General features: G+C 66.5%; 16 protein-coding genes. 7 read left to right on the top strand and 9 right to left on the bottom strand.

The features are described from left to right. Nucleotides 1-53: 53 nt before the first annotated feature. Genes V3B46_RS01495 through V3B46_RS01485 form a run of 3 tightly spaced genes read left to right on the top strand, consistent with a single transcriptional unit; the run spans nt 54 to nt 1,885 of the window. The gene (locus V3B46_RS01495) at nt 54-1,094 is read left to right on the top strand and encodes a ribonucleotide-diphosphate reductase subunit beta (protein ID WP_005413719.1); all 1,041 of its coding nucleotides are present in this window, start codon (nt 54-56) and stop codon (nt 1,092-1,094) included. A 25-nt stretch (nt 1,095-1,119) separates the two neighbouring features. After that, nucleotides 1,120-1,587, top strand: a complete 468-nt coding sequence (locus V3B46_RS01490; RefSeq protein ID WP_083797426.1) for a flavodoxin — start codon at nt 1,120-1,122, stop codon at nt 1,585-1,587. After that, complete coding sequence (locus tag V3B46_RS01485; RefSeq protein WP_005409967.1) at nt 1,559-1,885, top strand: thioredoxin family protein; 327 nt, start codon at nt 1,559-1,561, stop codon at nt 1,883-1,885. The genes V3B46_RS01490 and V3B46_RS01485 overlap by 29 nt, the downstream gene beginning before the upstream one ends. A gap of 117 nt (nt 1,886-2,002) precedes the next feature. Here the strand turns inward: V3B46_RS01485 and V3B46_RS01480 are convergent, their stop codons facing one another. Next, nucleotides 2,003-3,334 carry an Nramp family divalent metal transporter gene (locus V3B46_RS01480; RefSeq protein ID WP_329890930.1) on the bottom strand — a complete coding sequence of 444 codons (1,332 nt, stop codon included), beginning with the start codon at nt 3,332-3,334 and terminating at the stop codon, nt 2,003-2,005. Between the two features lie 117 nt (nt 3,335-3,451). On the opposite strand from V3B46_RS01480, the gene mntR reads away from it, so the two are divergent. Beyond that, entirely contained in the window at nt 3,452-3,922 is a 471-nt protein-coding gene (gene mntR / locus V3B46_RS01475) for a manganese-binding transcriptional regulator MntR (RefSeq protein WP_006372477.1), read from the top strand. Nucleotides 3,923-4,106: 184 nt separating this feature from the next. Here mntR and V3B46_RS01470 read toward each other — a convergent pair whose 3' ends face one another. From V3B46_RS01470 to fabR, 3 genes are all read right to left on the bottom strand, one after another. After that, entirely contained in the window at nt 4,107-4,655 is a 549-nt protein-coding gene (locus V3B46_RS01470; protein WP_164171327.1) for a thioredoxin-like domain-containing protein, read from the bottom strand. Next, nucleotides 4,645-6,798 carry a TonB-dependent receptor plug domain-containing protein gene (locus V3B46_RS01465; RefSeq protein ID WP_329890929.1) on the bottom strand — a complete coding sequence of 718 codons (2,154 nt, stop codon included), beginning with the start codon at nt 6,796-6,798 and terminating at the stop codon, nt 4,645-4,647. The genes V3B46_RS01470 and V3B46_RS01465 overlap by 11 nt, the downstream gene beginning before the upstream one ends. A 275-nt stretch (nt 6,799-7,073) precedes the next feature. Continuing rightward, entirely contained in the window at nt 7,074-7,730 is a 657-nt protein-coding gene (gene fabR / locus V3B46_RS01460) for an HTH-type transcriptional repressor FabR (RefSeq protein ID WP_005409961.1), read from the bottom strand. Nucleotides 7,731-7,822: 92 nt separating this feature from the next. On the opposite strand from fabR, the gene V3B46_RS01455 reads away from it, so the two are divergent. Beyond that, nucleotides 7,823-8,893 (top strand): ferredoxin reductase, encoded by a 1,071-nt coding sequence (locus tag V3B46_RS01455; protein WP_049462789.1) that lies wholly within the window; start codon nt 7,823-7,825, stop codon nt 8,891-8,893. A gap of 11 nt (nt 8,894-8,904) precedes the next feature. Next, nucleotides 8,905-10,053 carry a fatty acid desaturase family protein gene (locus V3B46_RS01450; protein ID WP_024957648.1) on the top strand — a complete coding sequence of 383 codons (1,149 nt, stop codon included), beginning with the start codon at nt 8,905-8,907 and terminating at the stop codon, nt 10,051-10,053. Nucleotides 10,054-10,058: 5 nt separating this feature from the next. Here V3B46_RS01450 and V3B46_RS01445 read toward each other — a convergent pair whose 3' ends face one another. The 5 genes from V3B46_RS01445 to V3B46_RS01425 all read right to left on the bottom strand — a co-directional run bounded on the left by V3B46_RS01445 (nt 10,059) and on the right by V3B46_RS01425 (nt 14,109). After that, nucleotides 10,059-10,394, bottom strand: coding sequence for a tetratricopeptide repeat protein (locus tag V3B46_RS01445; RefSeq protein ID WP_032129997.1), 336 nt, complete (start codon nt 10,392-10,394; stop codon nt 10,059-10,061). Continuing rightward, on the bottom strand, nt 10,394-10,969 hold the full coding sequence (locus tag V3B46_RS01440) for a flavin reductase family protein (protein ID WP_033833194.1): 576 nt from the start codon (nt 10,967-10,969) through the stop codon (nt 10,394-10,396). The genes V3B46_RS01445 and V3B46_RS01440 overlap by 1 nt, the downstream gene beginning before the upstream one ends. Continuing rightward, complete coding sequence (locus V3B46_RS01435; protein ID WP_154263760.1) at nt 10,966-11,595, bottom strand: superoxide dismutase; 630 nt, start codon at nt 11,593-11,595, stop codon at nt 10,966-10,968. Before V3B46_RS01435 ends, V3B46_RS01440 begins: the two co-directional genes overlap by 4 nt. 424 nt (nt 11,596-12,019) lie before the next feature. Continuing rightward, nucleotides 12,020-13,540 carry a thioredoxin family protein gene (locus V3B46_RS01430; protein ID WP_329890928.1) on the bottom strand — a complete coding sequence of 507 codons (1,521 nt, stop codon included), beginning with the start codon at nt 13,538-13,540 and terminating at the stop codon, nt 12,020-12,022. Nucleotides 13,541-13,659: 119 nt separating this feature from the next. Beyond that, nucleotides 13,660-14,109 carry a GNAT family N-acetyltransferase gene (locus V3B46_RS01425; RefSeq protein WP_154263758.1) on the bottom strand — a complete coding sequence of 150 codons (450 nt, stop codon included), beginning with the start codon at nt 14,107-14,109 and terminating at the stop codon, nt 13,660-13,662. Between the two features lie 66 nt (nt 14,110-14,175). Between V3B46_RS01425 and V3B46_RS01420 the strand changes: the two genes are divergently transcribed. Beyond that, nucleotides 14,176-15,111, top strand: coding sequence for a TIGR03571 family LLM class oxidoreductase (locus V3B46_RS01420; protein ID WP_329890927.1), 936 nt, complete (start codon nt 14,176-14,178; stop codon nt 15,109-15,111). Nucleotides 15,112-15,209: the final 98 nt, after the last annotated feature.

Raw genomic sequence — 15,209 nt, 5'->3', positions numbered from 1 at the left:
GGTAGTGCCGGCCGCTGGCCGGCAACACGATAGAAGAACGAAGGCAGAAGACCATGGCAACCCCCCTCGACCGCATCAAGATCCTCGAACCGCGCCATCCCAACCGCAGCACCGGCATCATCAACGGCCAGACCAGCGGCATTCTCAACTGGAACGACATTCCGTACCCATCGTTCTACCGGGCCTACAAGGAGCTGTCGACCAACTTCTGGATTCCCGACGAGGTCGACATGAAGCTGGATGCCCGCCAGTACGGCGAGCTCAACGCGCGTGAGAAGAATGCCTACGATTCGATCATCGGCCTGCTGGCCACGCTTGATTCGCCGCAGACGAGATTCATCTACAACGTGGCCGAGTACATCACCGACCCGGCCGCGCATGCCAATGCGGCGATCATCGGCCAGCAGGAGGTGATCCACAACGAGAGCTACAGCTACGTGCTGGCCTCGATCACCGACCTGCCGAACCAGAACCGCATCTTCGAGATCGCCCGCACCCACCCGACCATCATCAAGCGCAATGCACCGATCATGGGCGCGTATGACGACTTCATGCGCGAGAAGACCGCCGAAACGCTGCTGAAGTCGTTGATCCAGTCCTCGATCCTGGAAGGCATCAACTTCTATTCCGGTTTTGCGTACTTCTACAACATGGTGCGGCAGAACCGCATGAACGGCACCGGCAAGATCATCAGCTTCATCAACCGTGACGAGCTGGCGCATACCAAGTTCATCAGCGAGCTGATCCGCGCCATCATCGGCGAGAACCCAGAGCTGCAGACCAATGAGCTGACCGCCTACGTACACCAGTCGTTCGAACATGCGATCGAGCTGGAGACGCAGTGGTCGTCGGAGGTGCTGGACGGCATCGATGGCATCGACGTGGACGAGATGGTGCGCTACGTGAAGTACCGCGCCAACAAGATGGCCGGCATGCTCGGCATCGAGCGCCTGTACAGCGACACCACCGACAACGTGATGCCGTGGATCAAGGCCTACGCCGACAATTTCACCGAGACCAAGACCGACTTCTTCGAGATGCGCAATGCAAGTTACAAGAAGACCAACGTCGACAACGGCTTCGACGACCTCTGAGCCCGGCGCGGCGCTGAGCATCCTGCTGGTGGTGGCCTCGCTGAGTGGCAACACCCGCGAGCTCGGCCGGCAGATTGCCGAGCGTTGCCGCGCTGCGGGGCATGCCGTGCACTGGCAGGAGGCCGACGACCTGCGCCAGGCACCGCCGCTGGCGGCCGATGAGGCCGACCTGGTGCTGCTGGGCTGCTGGACCGACAACGCCGGCCGCACGCCGGCAGAAATGAAGGCGTGGGTGGCCGGCATCGCCGAGCGCGGCGAGCGGCCACGGCAGCTGGCGGTGTTCGGCACCGGCGAGACGCAGTGGGGGCAGGAGTACTACTGCGGTGCCGTGCACCGCCTGATCCGCTACTTCCGCAGCGACTACCCGCCGCTGGAGATCGAACAGATGCCGCATGGCGAACGCCATGCCGCGGCCATCGAGGCCTGGACCGATGCGGTCCTGGCCCATTACTGGAGCAACACCGATGCAGATCATCGACGCCACCACGCCTGAGCAGTTCCAGCAGTTGCTGGCCGAACACCCGAGGGTACTGGTGGACTTCCACAAGGACCAGTGCCCGGGGTGCCGGATGCTGGAGATGTCGCTGCACCGTGTGGCCAACAGCGTGGCGGGGCAGGGCACCACGTTGCTGCGCGTGCAGCTGGAGGTGCTGGGCGAGGCGTTCTTCAGGGAACTGGGGCTGCGGCAGACGCCGACGCTGTCGCTGTTCCGTGACGGCGACGAACGCACGCGCCTGGCCGGGTTCCAGTCGCCGCAGCAGATTGAAGCGGCGATCGCGTTGCATCTGTAGCGTGGAGATGGCGGGGTCGGATCCCTTGCCAGAGGCAAGGGCTCTGACCCCACACCGCGTAAAGGCATCCACGCATGGCGTGGATCTACTGGGGCAGGACCGATCCCGGCATTGGCGTCACCCGCCGGTGAAGGTGTCGACCAGCAGCTTCACGTTCAGCACCACGATCACCAGTGCGATTGCCCACGCGATGCCGCCCAGCCAGCGTGGCGCCACCAGCGCGCCCATCGTCACCTTGTCAGTCACGATCCGCACCAGCGGGATGATCGCGAACGGCAGCTGCATCGACAGCACCACCTGGCTCAGCACCAGCAGCTTCACTGCGCCCTGATCGCCGAAAAGCATGATCACCACCACCACCGGAATGATCGCCAGTGCGCGGGTGGCAAGACGCCGCAGCCACGGCGGCAGGCGCAGGTGCAGGAAGCCTTCCATCACGATTTGGCCGGCCAGCGTCGCGGTCACTGTCGAATTCAGGCCGGATGCCAGCAGGGCAATCGCAAACAGCGTGGCCGCTGCACCCACGCCCAGCATCGGCGCCAGCAGTTGATGTGCCTGCTCGATGTCTTCCACGTCGAACCGGCCATTGGCATGGAAGACCGCCGCCGCCAGGATCAGGATGCTGGCGTTGATGAACAACGCCAGGGTCAGCGCTATGGTGCTGTCAGTGACCGCCCAACGCAGCGCACTGCGACGGCCTTCGTCGGTACGCGGATAGGCGCGGGTCTGCACGATCGACGAGTGCAGGTACAGGTTGTGCGGCATCACCGTGGCGCCAATGATGCCGATCGCGATGTACAGCGCTTGCGGATCGGTCACCACCTGTGCGCGCGGAATGAACCCGCCCAGCACCGCCATCACCGGTGGTGCGGCCATCGCGATCTGCACCACGAAGCAGGCGAAGATCACCATCAGCAGCGCGATCACGAAGGCTTCCAGCGCACGGAAACCGCGGTTCATCAGCAGCAGCACCAGCAGCGTGTCCAGGGCGGTGATCACCGCGCCCCACAGCAACGGCAGGTCGAACAGCAGCTTCAGCGCGATCGCGGTGCCGATCACCTCGGCCAGGTCGCAGGCGATGATCGCCGCCTCGCACAGCGCCCATAACGCCAGGTTCACCGGCTTCGGGTAGCGGGCACGGCAGGCCTGAGCCAGGTCCATTCCGGTGGCAATGCCCAGCCGGGCCGACAGCGCCTGCAGGATCACTGCCATCAGGTTGGAGATGAGGATGACCGACAGCAGCAGGTAACCGAAGCGCGAACCGCCGGCGAGGTCGGTGGCCCAGTTGCCCGGGTCCATGTAGCCGACCGAGATCATGTAGCCCGGGCCGAGGAAGGCCAGCAGACGGAACCACCAGTGGCCCTTGTCGGGCACTGCCACCGAGGCGTTGAGCGCGCCCAGGCTGGCCGCAGTGGAGGCCGAAGGGTCGCGGGGTGCCAGGGTGTTCATGGTTCCGAATATAGCTCCTGCTATAGTCATTAGCAATGTGAAACAATCGTCTTTATCGCGTTACTGGTCCAGAATTCAGGTTCAACACCGGATCACCCCGGAAGGACAGGCGCAGGCGTGGGCAAGACCGACGATTCGACATCGCTGAAAAGCACTCCCTTGATCGAGGCCGAGCGCCAGGTCGAGAGCTTCCGGCAAGTGCGCGAGGCGCACCGGATGGAGCTGGTGGAGGACTATGTCGAGCTGATTTCGGATCTGCTGGCCGATGGCGGCGAGGCCCGCCAGGTCGACATCGCCACCCGACTGGGCGTAGCCCAGCCCACCGTGGCGAAGATGCTGCGGCGGCTGGCCCGCGACGGTTGGGTGGTGCAGCGTCCATATCGTGGCGTGTTCCTGACCCCGGAAGGCGAGGCGCTGGCCCATGCCAGCCGCCAGCGTCATCAGACCGTGGAGCGTTTCCTGCTGGCGCTGGGCGTGGACCCGGATACCGCGCGGCGCGATGCCGAGGGTATCGAGCACCATGTAAGCGAGCAGACGCTGGCACTGTTTGAAGCGTTCGTGCGCAAGGCCGAGGGCGAGGCGCCGTAACGGTAGCGCCGGGCCATGCCCGGAGGGTGTCCGTGTGGTGGCGGAATCCGGTGTTCTGTAGAGCCGAGCCATGCTCGGCTGCCGTTCGCGCGGTGATGGAATCAGTCGAGCATGGCTCGACTCTACAAATGTATCCACGCATGGCGTGGATCTACTTGCGGAATCTGCTTTTGTTCGCGCGACCCTACAATCCAGGCGGACATCGCGCCTGTTCCTGCGCGCACGCCCGTTTCGTCCATTCCTTCAACACGGGTTGCAGGCCTTCGTAACGCCGGCCTTGCCAGCCATTGGCCAGCACCCTGCCGTCTGCATCGATCAGCACCAGGTTCGGCGGTGCCAGCCCGGCCAAGGCCTGCAGTGCCGGCATGCGTGCGGCGCGGCGCGGGTCCAGCACCGGCCACGGCATGTCCTGCGCGTGCATGTAGCGTCGCAACGCGCTCTCGCTCTCATCCTGGCTGACGTACACCACTTCGGTATCGGCGCCAGCTTCGCGTAGCGCATCGCGCACGCTGCGTAGCGTGGGTACGAAGGCATGGCACGGTGCACACCAGTCGGCGCCGAAGTACAGCGCCACCAGTTTCGGCGGCGGTGACCACTTCATCGGTCGCAGCGAGCGCTGTTCCGGCCGCATCAGCGAGGCCGAGACCTGCGCGTGCAGGTCCGCAGCCGTCGCCGGTGTGGCCAGCAGCACGGCACAGGCCAGCAACAACGCTCGCTGCAGCTCAGAACGCATAGCGCAGGTTGACGTACCACGAACGCGCGAAACGCGGCCCGTAGACATAGTCGCTGTCACGCAGCGCGCCTACCTCCAGATCCTTCTGGCGCTGATCGAACACGTTCTTGACGCCTGCGGCCACCGACACTTCCTGCTGCGCCTGCGCGCCCAGGTGACGGTGCCAGCGCGCACCGAGGTCGGTCACCAGGAACGAACGCGTGCGGTGCAACTCGCCCAGCCGGTTGTTCAGCACCGACATCGGCCCGGTATGGCGCAGCGCGACGAAGGTTTCCCACGGCTCGGCGGGCATCCAGCTGAGCTGGGCCAGGCCGGTCCAGCGCGGTGTCTTCAGGTAGTCGCGGCTTTCAATGACGGTGTCGCCACCGTCGCCGGTGTCATCGAAGATGCGCTGCGGTTCGCGGAAGCGCGAGCGGTACCACGAGGCACCCGCAGTCAGGCGCCACTGCGGCGAGGGTTGCCAGCCGAGGTTGGTTTCCGCGCCCAGCACATTGGAGCCGGAGGCGTTGTAGCGCAGCTGGCTCAGTTGCCCGTCATCACCGCGCTGGATCTCGCCCAGCGCGAAGGTGTCGCGGATACGGGCATACGAGGCGGTGGCATCCCAGCTCCAGACCGGATTGGCCGGGTCCGAGCGCCAATCGAAGCCGAACAGGGTGGTCAACGCGCGCTCTTCCTTGAGGCCGTCGGTATTGCGCACGCGCACCTGTTCGGCCCCCAACGTATCGACATGCACGTCCTCGACGAAGATCTCCGGTGCACGGAAGCCGGTGGCAACACCCGCCCGCCACTTCAGCTTCGGCGTCGCCTGCCAGGCCAGCGCGATGCGCGGCGAGAACACCGCGCTGTCCAGCTCCGAGCTCTTGTCCACGCGGGCACCCAGCACCAGGTCGACGTTGTCGCGCAGGCTCCACTCGTCCTGGATGAAGGCGCCCAGGTTGTGGAAGGTGGCATCTTCCAGCACCGCCAGCCGCTGGCCGTCACCGGTGCGGTTGTCGTCGCGCAGCGCCTCGTGCTTGTACTGCACGCCGAAGGCCAGCGCGTGCGCACCCAACCGCCAGTTCAACTGGCTGTCGATGTAGTGCAGAGGATTGTGGGTGCGGCCGTACTGGCGCCACGACCGCGAGGCCGCGCTGCCGGCCACGTTCGGGTCCAGTTGCGACGGGTCATAGCCAGGCGTAGACGGATCGGTGATCACGTCGCCCAGGCCGCCATAGAAGCTGTCGCGGTCGATGTCGGCGAAGGCATAGGCCAGGCGGAAATCGACGTCAGCATTGATTTCCTGGTCCCACGACACGCTGCCGCGCCGGTACTTCGTATCCAGCGATTCGGCGATGTTGGCCAGGTACTCGGGCTGGTCCAGGCGGTTGCCGCCGCGGCGGGTTTCATCGGTCACCTGCAGGTCCAGGCGCAGGCGCGTACCCGGCGTGGGCGCATACCAGGCCTGCAACCCGCCGACCTTGAGGTCCTTGCGGGTGATCTCGGTGTAGCCGTCACCGTTGTAGTCGATGCCGCCGTTCCAGTTGCGCTGGGCGATCACCGACAGGCCGGCGTCTGCGTCCTTGGCGACCAGGTCCAGTCGCACGTCGGCGTTCTTCTGCGGCGTACCCTTCAGTACATCCACGCCGGCCTGCACATGGCCACCGCTGCGCGCCGGCAGCGGCGGGATCAAATTGATTACACCGGCAACCGCACCCGGGCCGTACAGCGCCGAGCCGCCGCCCTTGACCACTTCGATGCGGTCGACGAAGCCGGCCGGAATCTGTTCCAGTCCGTACACGCTGCCCAGCGTGGACAGCAGCGGGATGCCATCGAACAGCAACTGGTTATAGGCACCGGGCAGGCCCAGCAGCTGCACTTCGCTGGTGTTGCAGTTCTGGCAGTTGCTCTCCACGCGCAGGCCGTTGATCAGCTCGGCGGCACGCGAGAAGTCGGTGGCCGCACGCAGCGCGATGTCTTCCTTGCGCAGCACTTCGGTGCGGATCGGCACGTCGGACAGCAGGCGTTCGCTGCGGGTGGCGGTGCTGACCTTCACCTGCACCCGATCCAGTTCGGTCGGTTTCGGGGTGGCTGCCACTGCGGGCAGCGGCAGGGTGAGGGCGATGGCGGCAGCCAGTGGCAGGCGGCGAAGGGCGGAAATGCGCATGAGGCGTCGTCCTTGGGGAGAGAGGGCGGCGAGGGCGACCTGGCTGGTGCATATAAAAGCAGCGGCTTATGAATATAGCAAGAGCTATATAACGAAGCTGCGGCAATTCGGCGAAGAGCACCCATCCAAGTGGATCATGGTAGTGTTATAACATTACATATATCAGCCGCAACCCTGCCGGTGGTCATGTGCGGAGGATGGAATTGCCGTGGCGGGCAGGGGAGATGGGTCAGAGCCCTTTCCTTTGGAAAGGGATCCGACCCCGGAACGGATCGTCAACCGCGGCGGAATGCGGCGGGGGTACGGGCGCCGACGATGATCATGCGGATCATCGTGGAGATCTGCTCGACCAGCTCCGGATCCTTCTCCGGCGGCAGGTCCATGGCGGTGGCGCCCATCGCGAACACCAGCCGGGTGATGGCCTTGGCCACCAGTTCCGGGGCGTGCAGCACCGCGCCGTCCAGTGCGGCCAGGCGCACCAGGTCGTGCTGCAGCTCTTCCTCGAAGTAGTGCAGCTCGCGTTCGACCGCGTGCTTGAAGTCGTCCGAGCCGACTGCGCCCTCGCGCAGCAGCACGTGCAGCAGCTTGTCGTCGGCGCGCAGCTGCTCCATGAAGGTCTCCACCGAGACCCGCACTACGCTGGTGGCGGTGGAGGTGGCGCGCTGGCGGGCCTCGCCGATGATGGTGCGCAGCGAGCGGCCGGCCGCATCGATCAGCGCCACGGCCAGTTCGTCCATGTCGCGGAACTGCCGGTAGAAGCTGTTCGGCGCGATGCCGGCCTCACGTGCCACTTCGCGCAGGCTGAGCGTGGACAGGCTACGGTGCGGCCCGATCAGTTTCAGGGCGGCGGCCAGCAGATCCTCGCGGCTCACCGTACGGCGGGCCGGGCTGTTGGCATCTTCGGGCGTCGACAAGGCGGTGGCGGCGGCCATGGGGGTTCCGGTGGGGCGAGGCTGAATCATACCCAATCCGGTTCAATATACACATGTATACACAGGTGTATGTGCGCCCGTATAGTTCACTCATGAGCGCTGTCGTCCGTCCGTCCCTGTTCTCTCCGTACCGCTGGGTCTCGCCGTCGCTGTTCGATTTCTGGGCGGGCCAGCTCAATCCCCTGTGGACTCTGCGCGAGCCTGTGGCCCGCCTGGTCCGGCGCGAGCCGGCCGGCGAGGGCGCGGCGACCCTGGTCCTGCGCACCAACCGGCACTGGGCTGGCATGCGCGCTGGCCAGCACGTCACCCTCGGCGTCGAGATTGAAGGACGCCTGTGGCAGCGCAGCTACAGCCCCACCGCACTCGGTCGGCGCGAGCTGGCGATCACCGTCAAGGCGATCGACGGCGGCCGGGTCAGCCAGCACTTGGTGAACCATGCGCAGCCGGGCGAACTGTTCCGTCTCGATGCCGCTTTCGGCGAATTCCATATGCCGGCCGCGGCGCCGGTGCTGCTGCTGGCGGCCGGCAGTGGCATCACGCCGATGCGCAGCCTGCTGCGCGAGGCCTGCCAGCGCCCGCTGGCCGCGCCCGTGGACCTGTTCTACTGGGAACGCACCGCCGCCCACCTGCAGTTCCGTGATGAACTGCAGGCGCTGGCCGCAGCGAACCCGAACCTGCGCGTGCACCTGCTGACCACCCGAGAAGGCGAAGCACCGGCCGCGCGTATCGATACCCATGATCTGCAGGTGGCCGGCGATGACACGCCGTTGGCGCAGCGCCATGTGCTGGCCTGCGGCCCGGACGGTTTCGTTGCCGCCGCGCGCGAGCGCCTGGCGCACCAGGTGGCCGGTTTCCAGGCCGAAGCCTTCACCCCGCCAGCGCCGCTTCGCGATGCCGACAGTGAAGGCGAAGTGTCGCTGACGCTTGCGCGCAGTGGTCGCCAGCTGAGCGTGCCGCGTGGCCGTTCGCTGCTGGAAAGCCTCGAAGCCCACGGCATCAAGCCCAAGCATGGCTGCCGCATGGGCATCTGCAACAGCTGCAGCTGTGACCGCGTCAGTGGCGCCACGCGCCACCTGCGCACCGGCGACCTGCAGTCCGAATCGGCACAGCCGGTGCGGATCTGCGTGAGCGCACCGACCACCGACCTGACCCTGGATCTCTGAGGACGCCTGCCATGACCCGCGCTACCGACCGTGCCCTGAGTACTGCCGAGATGCATGCCTTCGGCGAGGAACTCGACGCGATCCGCGACCGTGTGATCGGCAGCCTCGGCGCCTCCGATACCCGCTACATCCGCCGCGTGGCTGCCGCCGTGCGCTGGTTCGGCGTGGGTGGCCGTGGCCTGCTGTTCCTTGCGGCGTTCTCGCCGTTGTTCTGGATGCCGCTGCTGTGGCCGGCCGCGATCACCGGCACGCTGCTGCTGGCGCTGTCGAAGATCCTGGAAAACATGGAGCTGGGCCACAACGTCATGCACGGCCAGTTCGACTGGACCGGCGACCCCAAGCTCAACGGAAACACCTACGAGTGGGACATCGTTGCCACCGCCGACAACTGGCGCAAGACCCACAATTTCCGCCACCACACCTACACCAACGTGCGCGGCATGGACGATGACATCGGCTACGGCCTGCTGCGCATCTTCCCGGAACAGCGCTGGAAGCCGTTCTACCTGCTGCAGCCGATCATCGCGCCGATCTTCGCGCTGCTGTTCCAGTGGGGCGTGGCCGCGCAGGACCTGCGCCTGGGCCGCTGGCTGAAGGGTCGTATCAGCGGTCGCGCGATGTGGATGCAGACCCGCCCGGTGGCGCGAAAAATGGCCCGCCAGGTGCTGAAGGACTACGTGTTCTTCCCACTGCTGGCCGGCCCGTTCTTCCTCACGGTGATGCTGGGCAATCTGGTGGCCAACGGCCTGCGCAACATCTGGACCTACGTGATCATCTTCTGCGGCCACTTCACCGCCGAATCGGAAACCTTCCCGAAGGAGTGCCTGCGCAATGAGTCGCGCGGCCACTGGTACCTGCGCCAGCTGCGCGGTTCGTCCAATATCAGCGGCGGCTTCCTGATCAACGTTCTGTCGGGCAACCTCAGCCACCAGATCGAACATCACTTCTACCCGGACCTGCCGGCCAACCGCTATGCGGCCATCGCCAAGGAAGTGAAGGATATCTGCCGTCGCTACGGCCAGCACTACAACAACGGCTCGCTGCCACGCCAGTTCGGCCAGGTGGTCTGGCGCATCCTGCGCCACGCATTCCCGAGCAAGCCGCGCCGCCTGCCGATGTCGGACATCATGTCCGCACCGGCATCGGCCAACGCGGGCTGATCGACTCAGCCCGCTTTCGCCAGGTCCGCCTGCTCGCGGTCCAGGCGGCGCAGGAATACCTGCATTTCCTTGCGTGCCTGCTGGTCGCCCTTGCTGCCGGCCACGCTCAAACCGCGCTGCCACGCTTCGCGCGCCGCCTGCGGTTGGCCACTGGCCAGCCAGGCTTTGCCCAGCAGCTTCCACGCCGCCGAGTACTGCGGATCAAGCACCACGCAGCGGCCCAGATGGGTCGCCGCGCGCACCGGGTTGCCGGCATCCAGCCAGCCCTTGCCCAGGCCGAAGCGCAGCAGCGCGCCGTCCTTGCCGCTGGCGAGCATGCATTCCAGAGCCTCGATGTTCATCAGCGCACCTCCACCAGCAGCTCGGCCGGGCCGGGCTGGAAGCGGCCCCGATGGAACAGCAGCGGCGCACCGCCGTTCTCGTGCACCTCGATGATGCGGCCGGCCAGCAGCAGATGATCGCCCACCGGCCACTGAGCGTGGCGGGTACAGGTGAGATGGGCTACCGCGCCAGCGATGCGTGGCGGGGCGTCTTCGTCGTCATCCAGCAATGCCAGGCCGTCGAAGCGGTTGCGTACCTGCGGATCGGCAAAGCGCCGGGCCAGTGCTTCCTGGTCGGCTGCCAGCACGCTGATCGCAAAGCGGGTGGCGCGCTGGAAGGTGGACAGGCTCTGCGCGTGCAACGCCAGGTTCCACAGCACCAGCGGCGGCTGCAATGACACTGGCACGAACGAATTGATGGTCAGGCCGATGGGTTTGCCCTGCGCATCGCGCGCGCAGACGATGGCCACGCCGGTAGGAAAGTGACCGAGCAGCCGCCGCAGTGCACGCGGCGGCATCTCGACCGACGGCACCGGGGCCGGGGCGGGGAAGACCCCAGCCCACGGCCCGGCGTACGGCAGTGTCTCGCCGCTCATGAGGCCCGGGCCTGGCGGTAGCGCCGGCCGACCTCGGCCCAGTTGATGATGTTGAAGAAGGCGCCGATGTAGTCCGGGCGGCGGTTCTGGTAGTGCAGGTAGTAGGCGTGTTCCCATACGTCCAGTGCGAGGATCGGGGTATTGCCGGACAGGCCGACCGTTGCACCCATCAGCGGGCTGTCCTGGTTGGCGCTGCTTTCGACCTGCAGGCGGCCATCGCGGTCGCTGGTCAGCCAGGCCCAGCCACTGCCGAAGCGGGTCTGCGCGGCCTTGGTGAAGGCATCCTTGAAGGTATGGAAGCCGCCAAGGTCGCGGTCGATGGCGGCGGCGAGCTCATCATCGGGTTGACCTCCGTTGGCGCTGAGCACAGTCCAGAACAGGCTGTGGTTGGCGTGGCCACCGCCGTTGTTGCGGACTGCGCCACGCTGCGCCTCGGGCACGGCATCGAGGTTGGCGATCAGCGCCTCGACCGGCTGCTCGGCGAGGCCGGCCTGCTCGATGGCGGCATTGAGGTTGTTGACGTAGGTCTGGTGGTGCTTGCTGTGGTGGATCTCCATCGTGCGCGCATCGAAGTGCGGCTCGAGGGCGTCGTAGGCGTAGGGGAGCGGGGGAAGCGAGTACGACATCGAAGCAATCTCCGTGGGGAAGGCCAGAAGGGCTGGCCGTGGGGAGATTGTTATCGCACCTCAACATTGGTTGAGGTCAAGGGGCGGGATTGAAATGCTTGCGCGTTCGTCGCCTTGATTCTTCCTGGCAGGCAGGGGCTGATGACCCATCAGCCCCTGCAGGACAGCTCCCTGCGCTGGCGCGGAGACGGAGTCAAAGGCAGCACCAGACGCGACGTGCAACGCCCGCCCCCGGCCCGCAAACCACCCACGGCCGGGGGCCCGCCCCGCGGCCGGCACTACCAGAACCCGCTTTTCGAACCTCACCGGCGCGCTGATGCGCTGCCCGAGCTCGCAGGAAACTGTCAGGAGCGGCCCCCGCCCCCTCCCACACGTATCAACAAAAGCGCCGGCAGGCGAACCAGCCGCCAGCGCTTTCATCAAATCAACTCAACCAATCCTTGCACGCACCATCCACCTGGTCACCGCACGCCCGCTGCATGCGCTGCTGCAGCCGTGCCAGCGTCTCCGCACCCTGATGCTTGCCGCTCCACGTCTTCAACTGCCCGGCCAAGCGTTCGAAACGCTGGCGGGTACGCTGGTGGTAGCCAGACGGCTGCGCTTCCAGTTCGGCGATCAGCGAGGCGGTGGCCTGCTCGATGCGTGGTGCATCGTCCGGCGCCAGCTTCAGCAGGCCTTCCACGTACAGCACGCCCCACTGCACGCGGGTGGCCGGGCCCTGCGCACCATCGTAGGCGCGCTTCAGCCACTCCAGCGCGCCAGCGGAATCGCCGCGCTGCTCGGCCAGTTCGGCCAGTTCGGGCATGTAGTAGTACGGCTGCTCGCTGCGCTTCAGCTCGGCCAGCAACAGCGCCTCGGCACCCGCGTCGTCGCCTACCTCGCGCAATGCGTACACCGCGCTGCTGATCGTGGCCTGGCGTGCATGCGCTTCGATGGCGGCGGCATCGGCAGCGGCCACGCGCTGCTTGACTCGCTCGACCAAAGCCGCGGGCAGTGCGCCCTTCGGCTGTTGCTGGCGGGCCAGCGATACTTCGGTCAGCGCACGCGACAACGCGTCGTCGGCGCGATCACCGCGCTCGGCATCGACGCGCTCCAGTGCGACCAGCAGCTGCTGTCCCAGCGTGTTGCTGGTGGCCGGTCCGGCACTGGCCTGCTTGACCAGCTGCACGCCTGCATAGCCCAGCAGCTCGCGGTTGCGACGGACTTCGGCAGGTTGCGCCAGCACGGCCTGCAGCAGCTCGCGCACTTCGGTGGGCGAGGCATCGGGCTTGTCGGCCGTTGCCAACGCCAGCAGCGCGAAGCGTCGCTGCAGGGCGGCGTCCGGGGCGGCCTTGGACAACTGGCGCAGTACATCCTGGCTCCTGCGCTCGCCGGCCAGGCGGTTGGCGTCCACTTCCCAGCCGTAGTCGCCCAGCACCTGCCAGTCTTCGGCGGCCAGTCGGTCCGGCGTTTCCAAGGCGGTGGCCAAGGTGGCGGCAACAGCACTGCGGCGGCCTGCGGCCACGGTCAGTGCGCGGGTCAGTTCGGCGGCGTCATTGCCGCCGGCCACGCGGGTGATTTCGTTGCGCTGTGGGTCCAGCACGATCAGGGTCGGATAGCCGCGCACGCCGAAGCGTTCGCCCCAGGCCTGCGCACCTTCCTCGTCGCCATCCAGGTAGACGGGAACGAATTTGCTGGTCAGCGCGATGAAAGCCGGGTCCTTGAACAGGCCCGCCTTGAGCTGGTTGCACGGCGGGCACCAGACCGCGCCCCAGTACAGCAGCACCGGCTTGCCGCTGTCGGCGGCTTCGGCGAATGCATCGTCCACATCGCCCTGGCGCCAGGCGATGGCGGGCGCCGGCGCGGGTGCTTCGGCGGATTTGGCGGTGGATACCGGGGCCGGAGTGCAGGCGCTCAGCGCCGAAGCCAGCAGCAACACGGAAAGCGCGACGCGCATCGGCAGCATCTCGAAGGGCAGGGTGACAGGCCATTGTAGGAACCGTCGGGGAGCCTGCTGATTCAGTTTGCTTATGACAGGCGTGCCGCAGGGCATGACGCCCACCGGGCATTGCCGGGCGGATGCCTTCAGGCCGCTGCCCGCACCATCTGCTGGTACACCAGCCCGTTGAACTCGCCGACCTCGCCATCCAGCACGAAGCCATAGCGCAGGTAGGTCGGCACTGCATTGAGTGAGGCGCGCACGGTCAGCACCGGTTCGCGCACCTGCGGCAGCACGGCTTCGAACAGGGCATGGCCGATACCCTGGCCCTGGCAGGCGGGATCGACGAACAGCATCGCCAGATGCCGGCCTTCCTTCAGCTCGACCACACCGACCACGCGGCCGTCCTGCTCGGCCACCAGGATGTGGTTGTCACCGTGCAGGCGTGCGCCGAACGCGTCGGCGGCAGCGACATTGCCGAAGGTGGCAATCCCGGCCGCGCTGAGCGAGGGCGCCACCGCCGCAGTGAACGCGGCCAGGCACACCGCGCTGATCGCGGGCAGGTCATCGACGTGGGCAGGGCGGATCATCGGCATGCAGTGTTCTTCCGGTGGTGGGCAGCGCGTCATCGTTGCCGCAGGCCTGCACGCTAAGCTGGCGGCATGAGTGATTTCAATCCCGCCTATGCTTCCTTGTTTCCGCAACAGGGACTGAGCCTGGGCCTGATGACGCCCGTGGCGTCGCATGGGTTGGCCGATCCACGTGAGGCCCGACGTATCGCGCGACTGGCCGATGACCTGGGCTTTGCCGCGTTGTGGACGCGCGACGTGCCGCTGATGGTGCCGCAGGGTCCGGATGCGACAGCGAGCGCACTGGATGACCCATTCCTGTGGCTGGGCATGCTGGCCTCTGCGACCGAGCGCATCGTGGTCGGCAGCGCAGCGATTGTGCTGCCGTTGCGCCAGCCGTTGCAGGTGGCGAAGGCGGCCTTGAGCCTGGACCGGATCAGCGGCGGACGCTTCGTACTGGGCCTGGGTTCGGGTGACCGCCCGGAAGAGTTCGCCGCATTCGGCGAGGATCTGGAGGGCAGGGCGGCGACGTTCCGTGAGCGTTGGACGTTGTTGCGCGCGGCGCTGTCACCGGAGGCCGATGAGCGGACTGCCGTACTGCAGGCGACCGGGGGCTTCGACGTGCTGCCGGCGCCGGCAACGCGCATTCCGATGCTGGTGGTGGGTACCGCGCGGCAGAGCCTGCAATGGATCGCGCGCGAGGCGGAGGCCTGGGCCACCTATCACCGCGAGGAGGCTGCGCAGGAAGGACGCATCGGCCTGTGGCAGCAGGCACTGGTGCAGCGTGGTGGGCCAGGCAAGCCGTTCGTGCAGTCGATGCTGCTGGATCTGCAGGCGGATCCGCAGGCGCCGGCCGAGCCGCTGCCGCTGGGCCTGAAGGTCGGCCGCGATGGCCTGCGCGACTATCTGCGGCGCGTGCATGCGCAGGGCGTGGCGCACGTGATGTTCAATCTGGTCGAAAATGGACGGCCGATGGACGCGGTGCTGCGCGAGATCGGCGAGCAGGTCCTGCCGGATGTGCTCCGGTAGGTGTCCACCTTGGGGAATACGTTCCAGCAGTCGAGCACGGCTTGACTCTACATGGGGTTCGCATCTGCGTATCATTCGCATTTGATATCCCGATGCCG

The sequence above is a fragment of the Stenotrophomonas sp. SMYL11 genome, assembly GCF_036320005.1.
Lineage (GTDB): Bacteria > Pseudomonadota > Gammaproteobacteria > Xanthomonadales > Xanthomonadaceae > Stenotrophomonas > Stenotrophomonas maltophilia_A.
This window is presented reverse-complemented; position numbering and strand designations above follow the sequence as displayed.

Bases quoted from the DNA above. Each gene is read 5' to 3' on its own strand.
- V3B46_RS01430 (WP_329890928.1), bottom strand. From the start codon at position 13,540: ATGCTGCCGATGCGCGTCGCGCTTTCCGTGTTGCTGCTGGCTTCGGCG.
- V3B46_RS01480 (WP_329890930.1), bottom strand. From the start codon at position 3,334: ATGAACACCCTGGCACCCCGCGACCCTTCGGCCTCCACTGCGGCCAGC.
- V3B46_RS01465 (WP_329890929.1), bottom strand. From the start codon at position 6,798: ATGCGCATTTCCGCCCTTCGCCGCCTGCCACTGGCTGCCGCCATCGCC.
- V3B46_RS01470 (WP_164171327.1), bottom strand. From the start codon at position 4,655: ATGCGTTCTGAGCTGCAGCGAGCGTTGTTGCTGGCCTGTGCCGTGCTG.
- V3B46_RS01435 (WP_154263760.1), bottom strand. From the start codon at position 11,595: ATGTCGTACTCGCTTCCCCCGCTCCCCTACGCCTACGACGCCCTCGAG.
- V3B46_RS01495 (WP_005413719.1), top strand. From the start codon at position 54: ATGGCAACCCCCCTCGACCGCATCAAGATCCTCGAACCGCGCCATCCC.
- fabR (WP_005409961.1), bottom strand. From the start codon at position 7,730: ATGGCCGCCGCCACCGCCTTGTCGACGCCCGAAGATGCCAACAGCCCG.
- V3B46_RS01425 (WP_154263758.1), bottom strand. From the start codon at position 14,109: ATGCCGATGATCCGCCCTGCCCACGTCGATGACCTGCCCGCGATCAGC.
- V3B46_RS01440 (WP_033833194.1), bottom strand. From the start codon at position 10,969: ATGAGCGGCGAGACACTGCCGTACGCCGGGCCGTGGGCTGGGGTCTTC.
- V3B46_RS01420 (WP_329890927.1), top strand. From the start codon at position 14,176: ATGAGTGATTTCAATCCCGCCTATGCTTCCTTGTTTCCGCAACAGGGA.
- V3B46_RS01485 (WP_005409967.1), top strand. From the start codon at position 1,559: ATGCAGATCATCGACGCCACCACGCCTGAGCAGTTCCAGCAGTTGCTG.
- V3B46_RS01450 (WP_024957648.1), top strand. From the start codon at position 8,905: ATGACCCGCGCTACCGACCGTGCCCTGAGTACTGCCGAGATGCATGCC.
- V3B46_RS01445 (WP_032129997.1), bottom strand. From the start codon at position 10,394: ATGAACATCGAGGCTCTGGAATGCATGCTCGCCAGCGGCAAGGACGGC.
- V3B46_RS01455 (WP_049462789.1), top strand. From the start codon at position 7,823: ATGAGCGCTGTCGTCCGTCCGTCCCTGTTCTCTCCGTACCGCTGGGTC.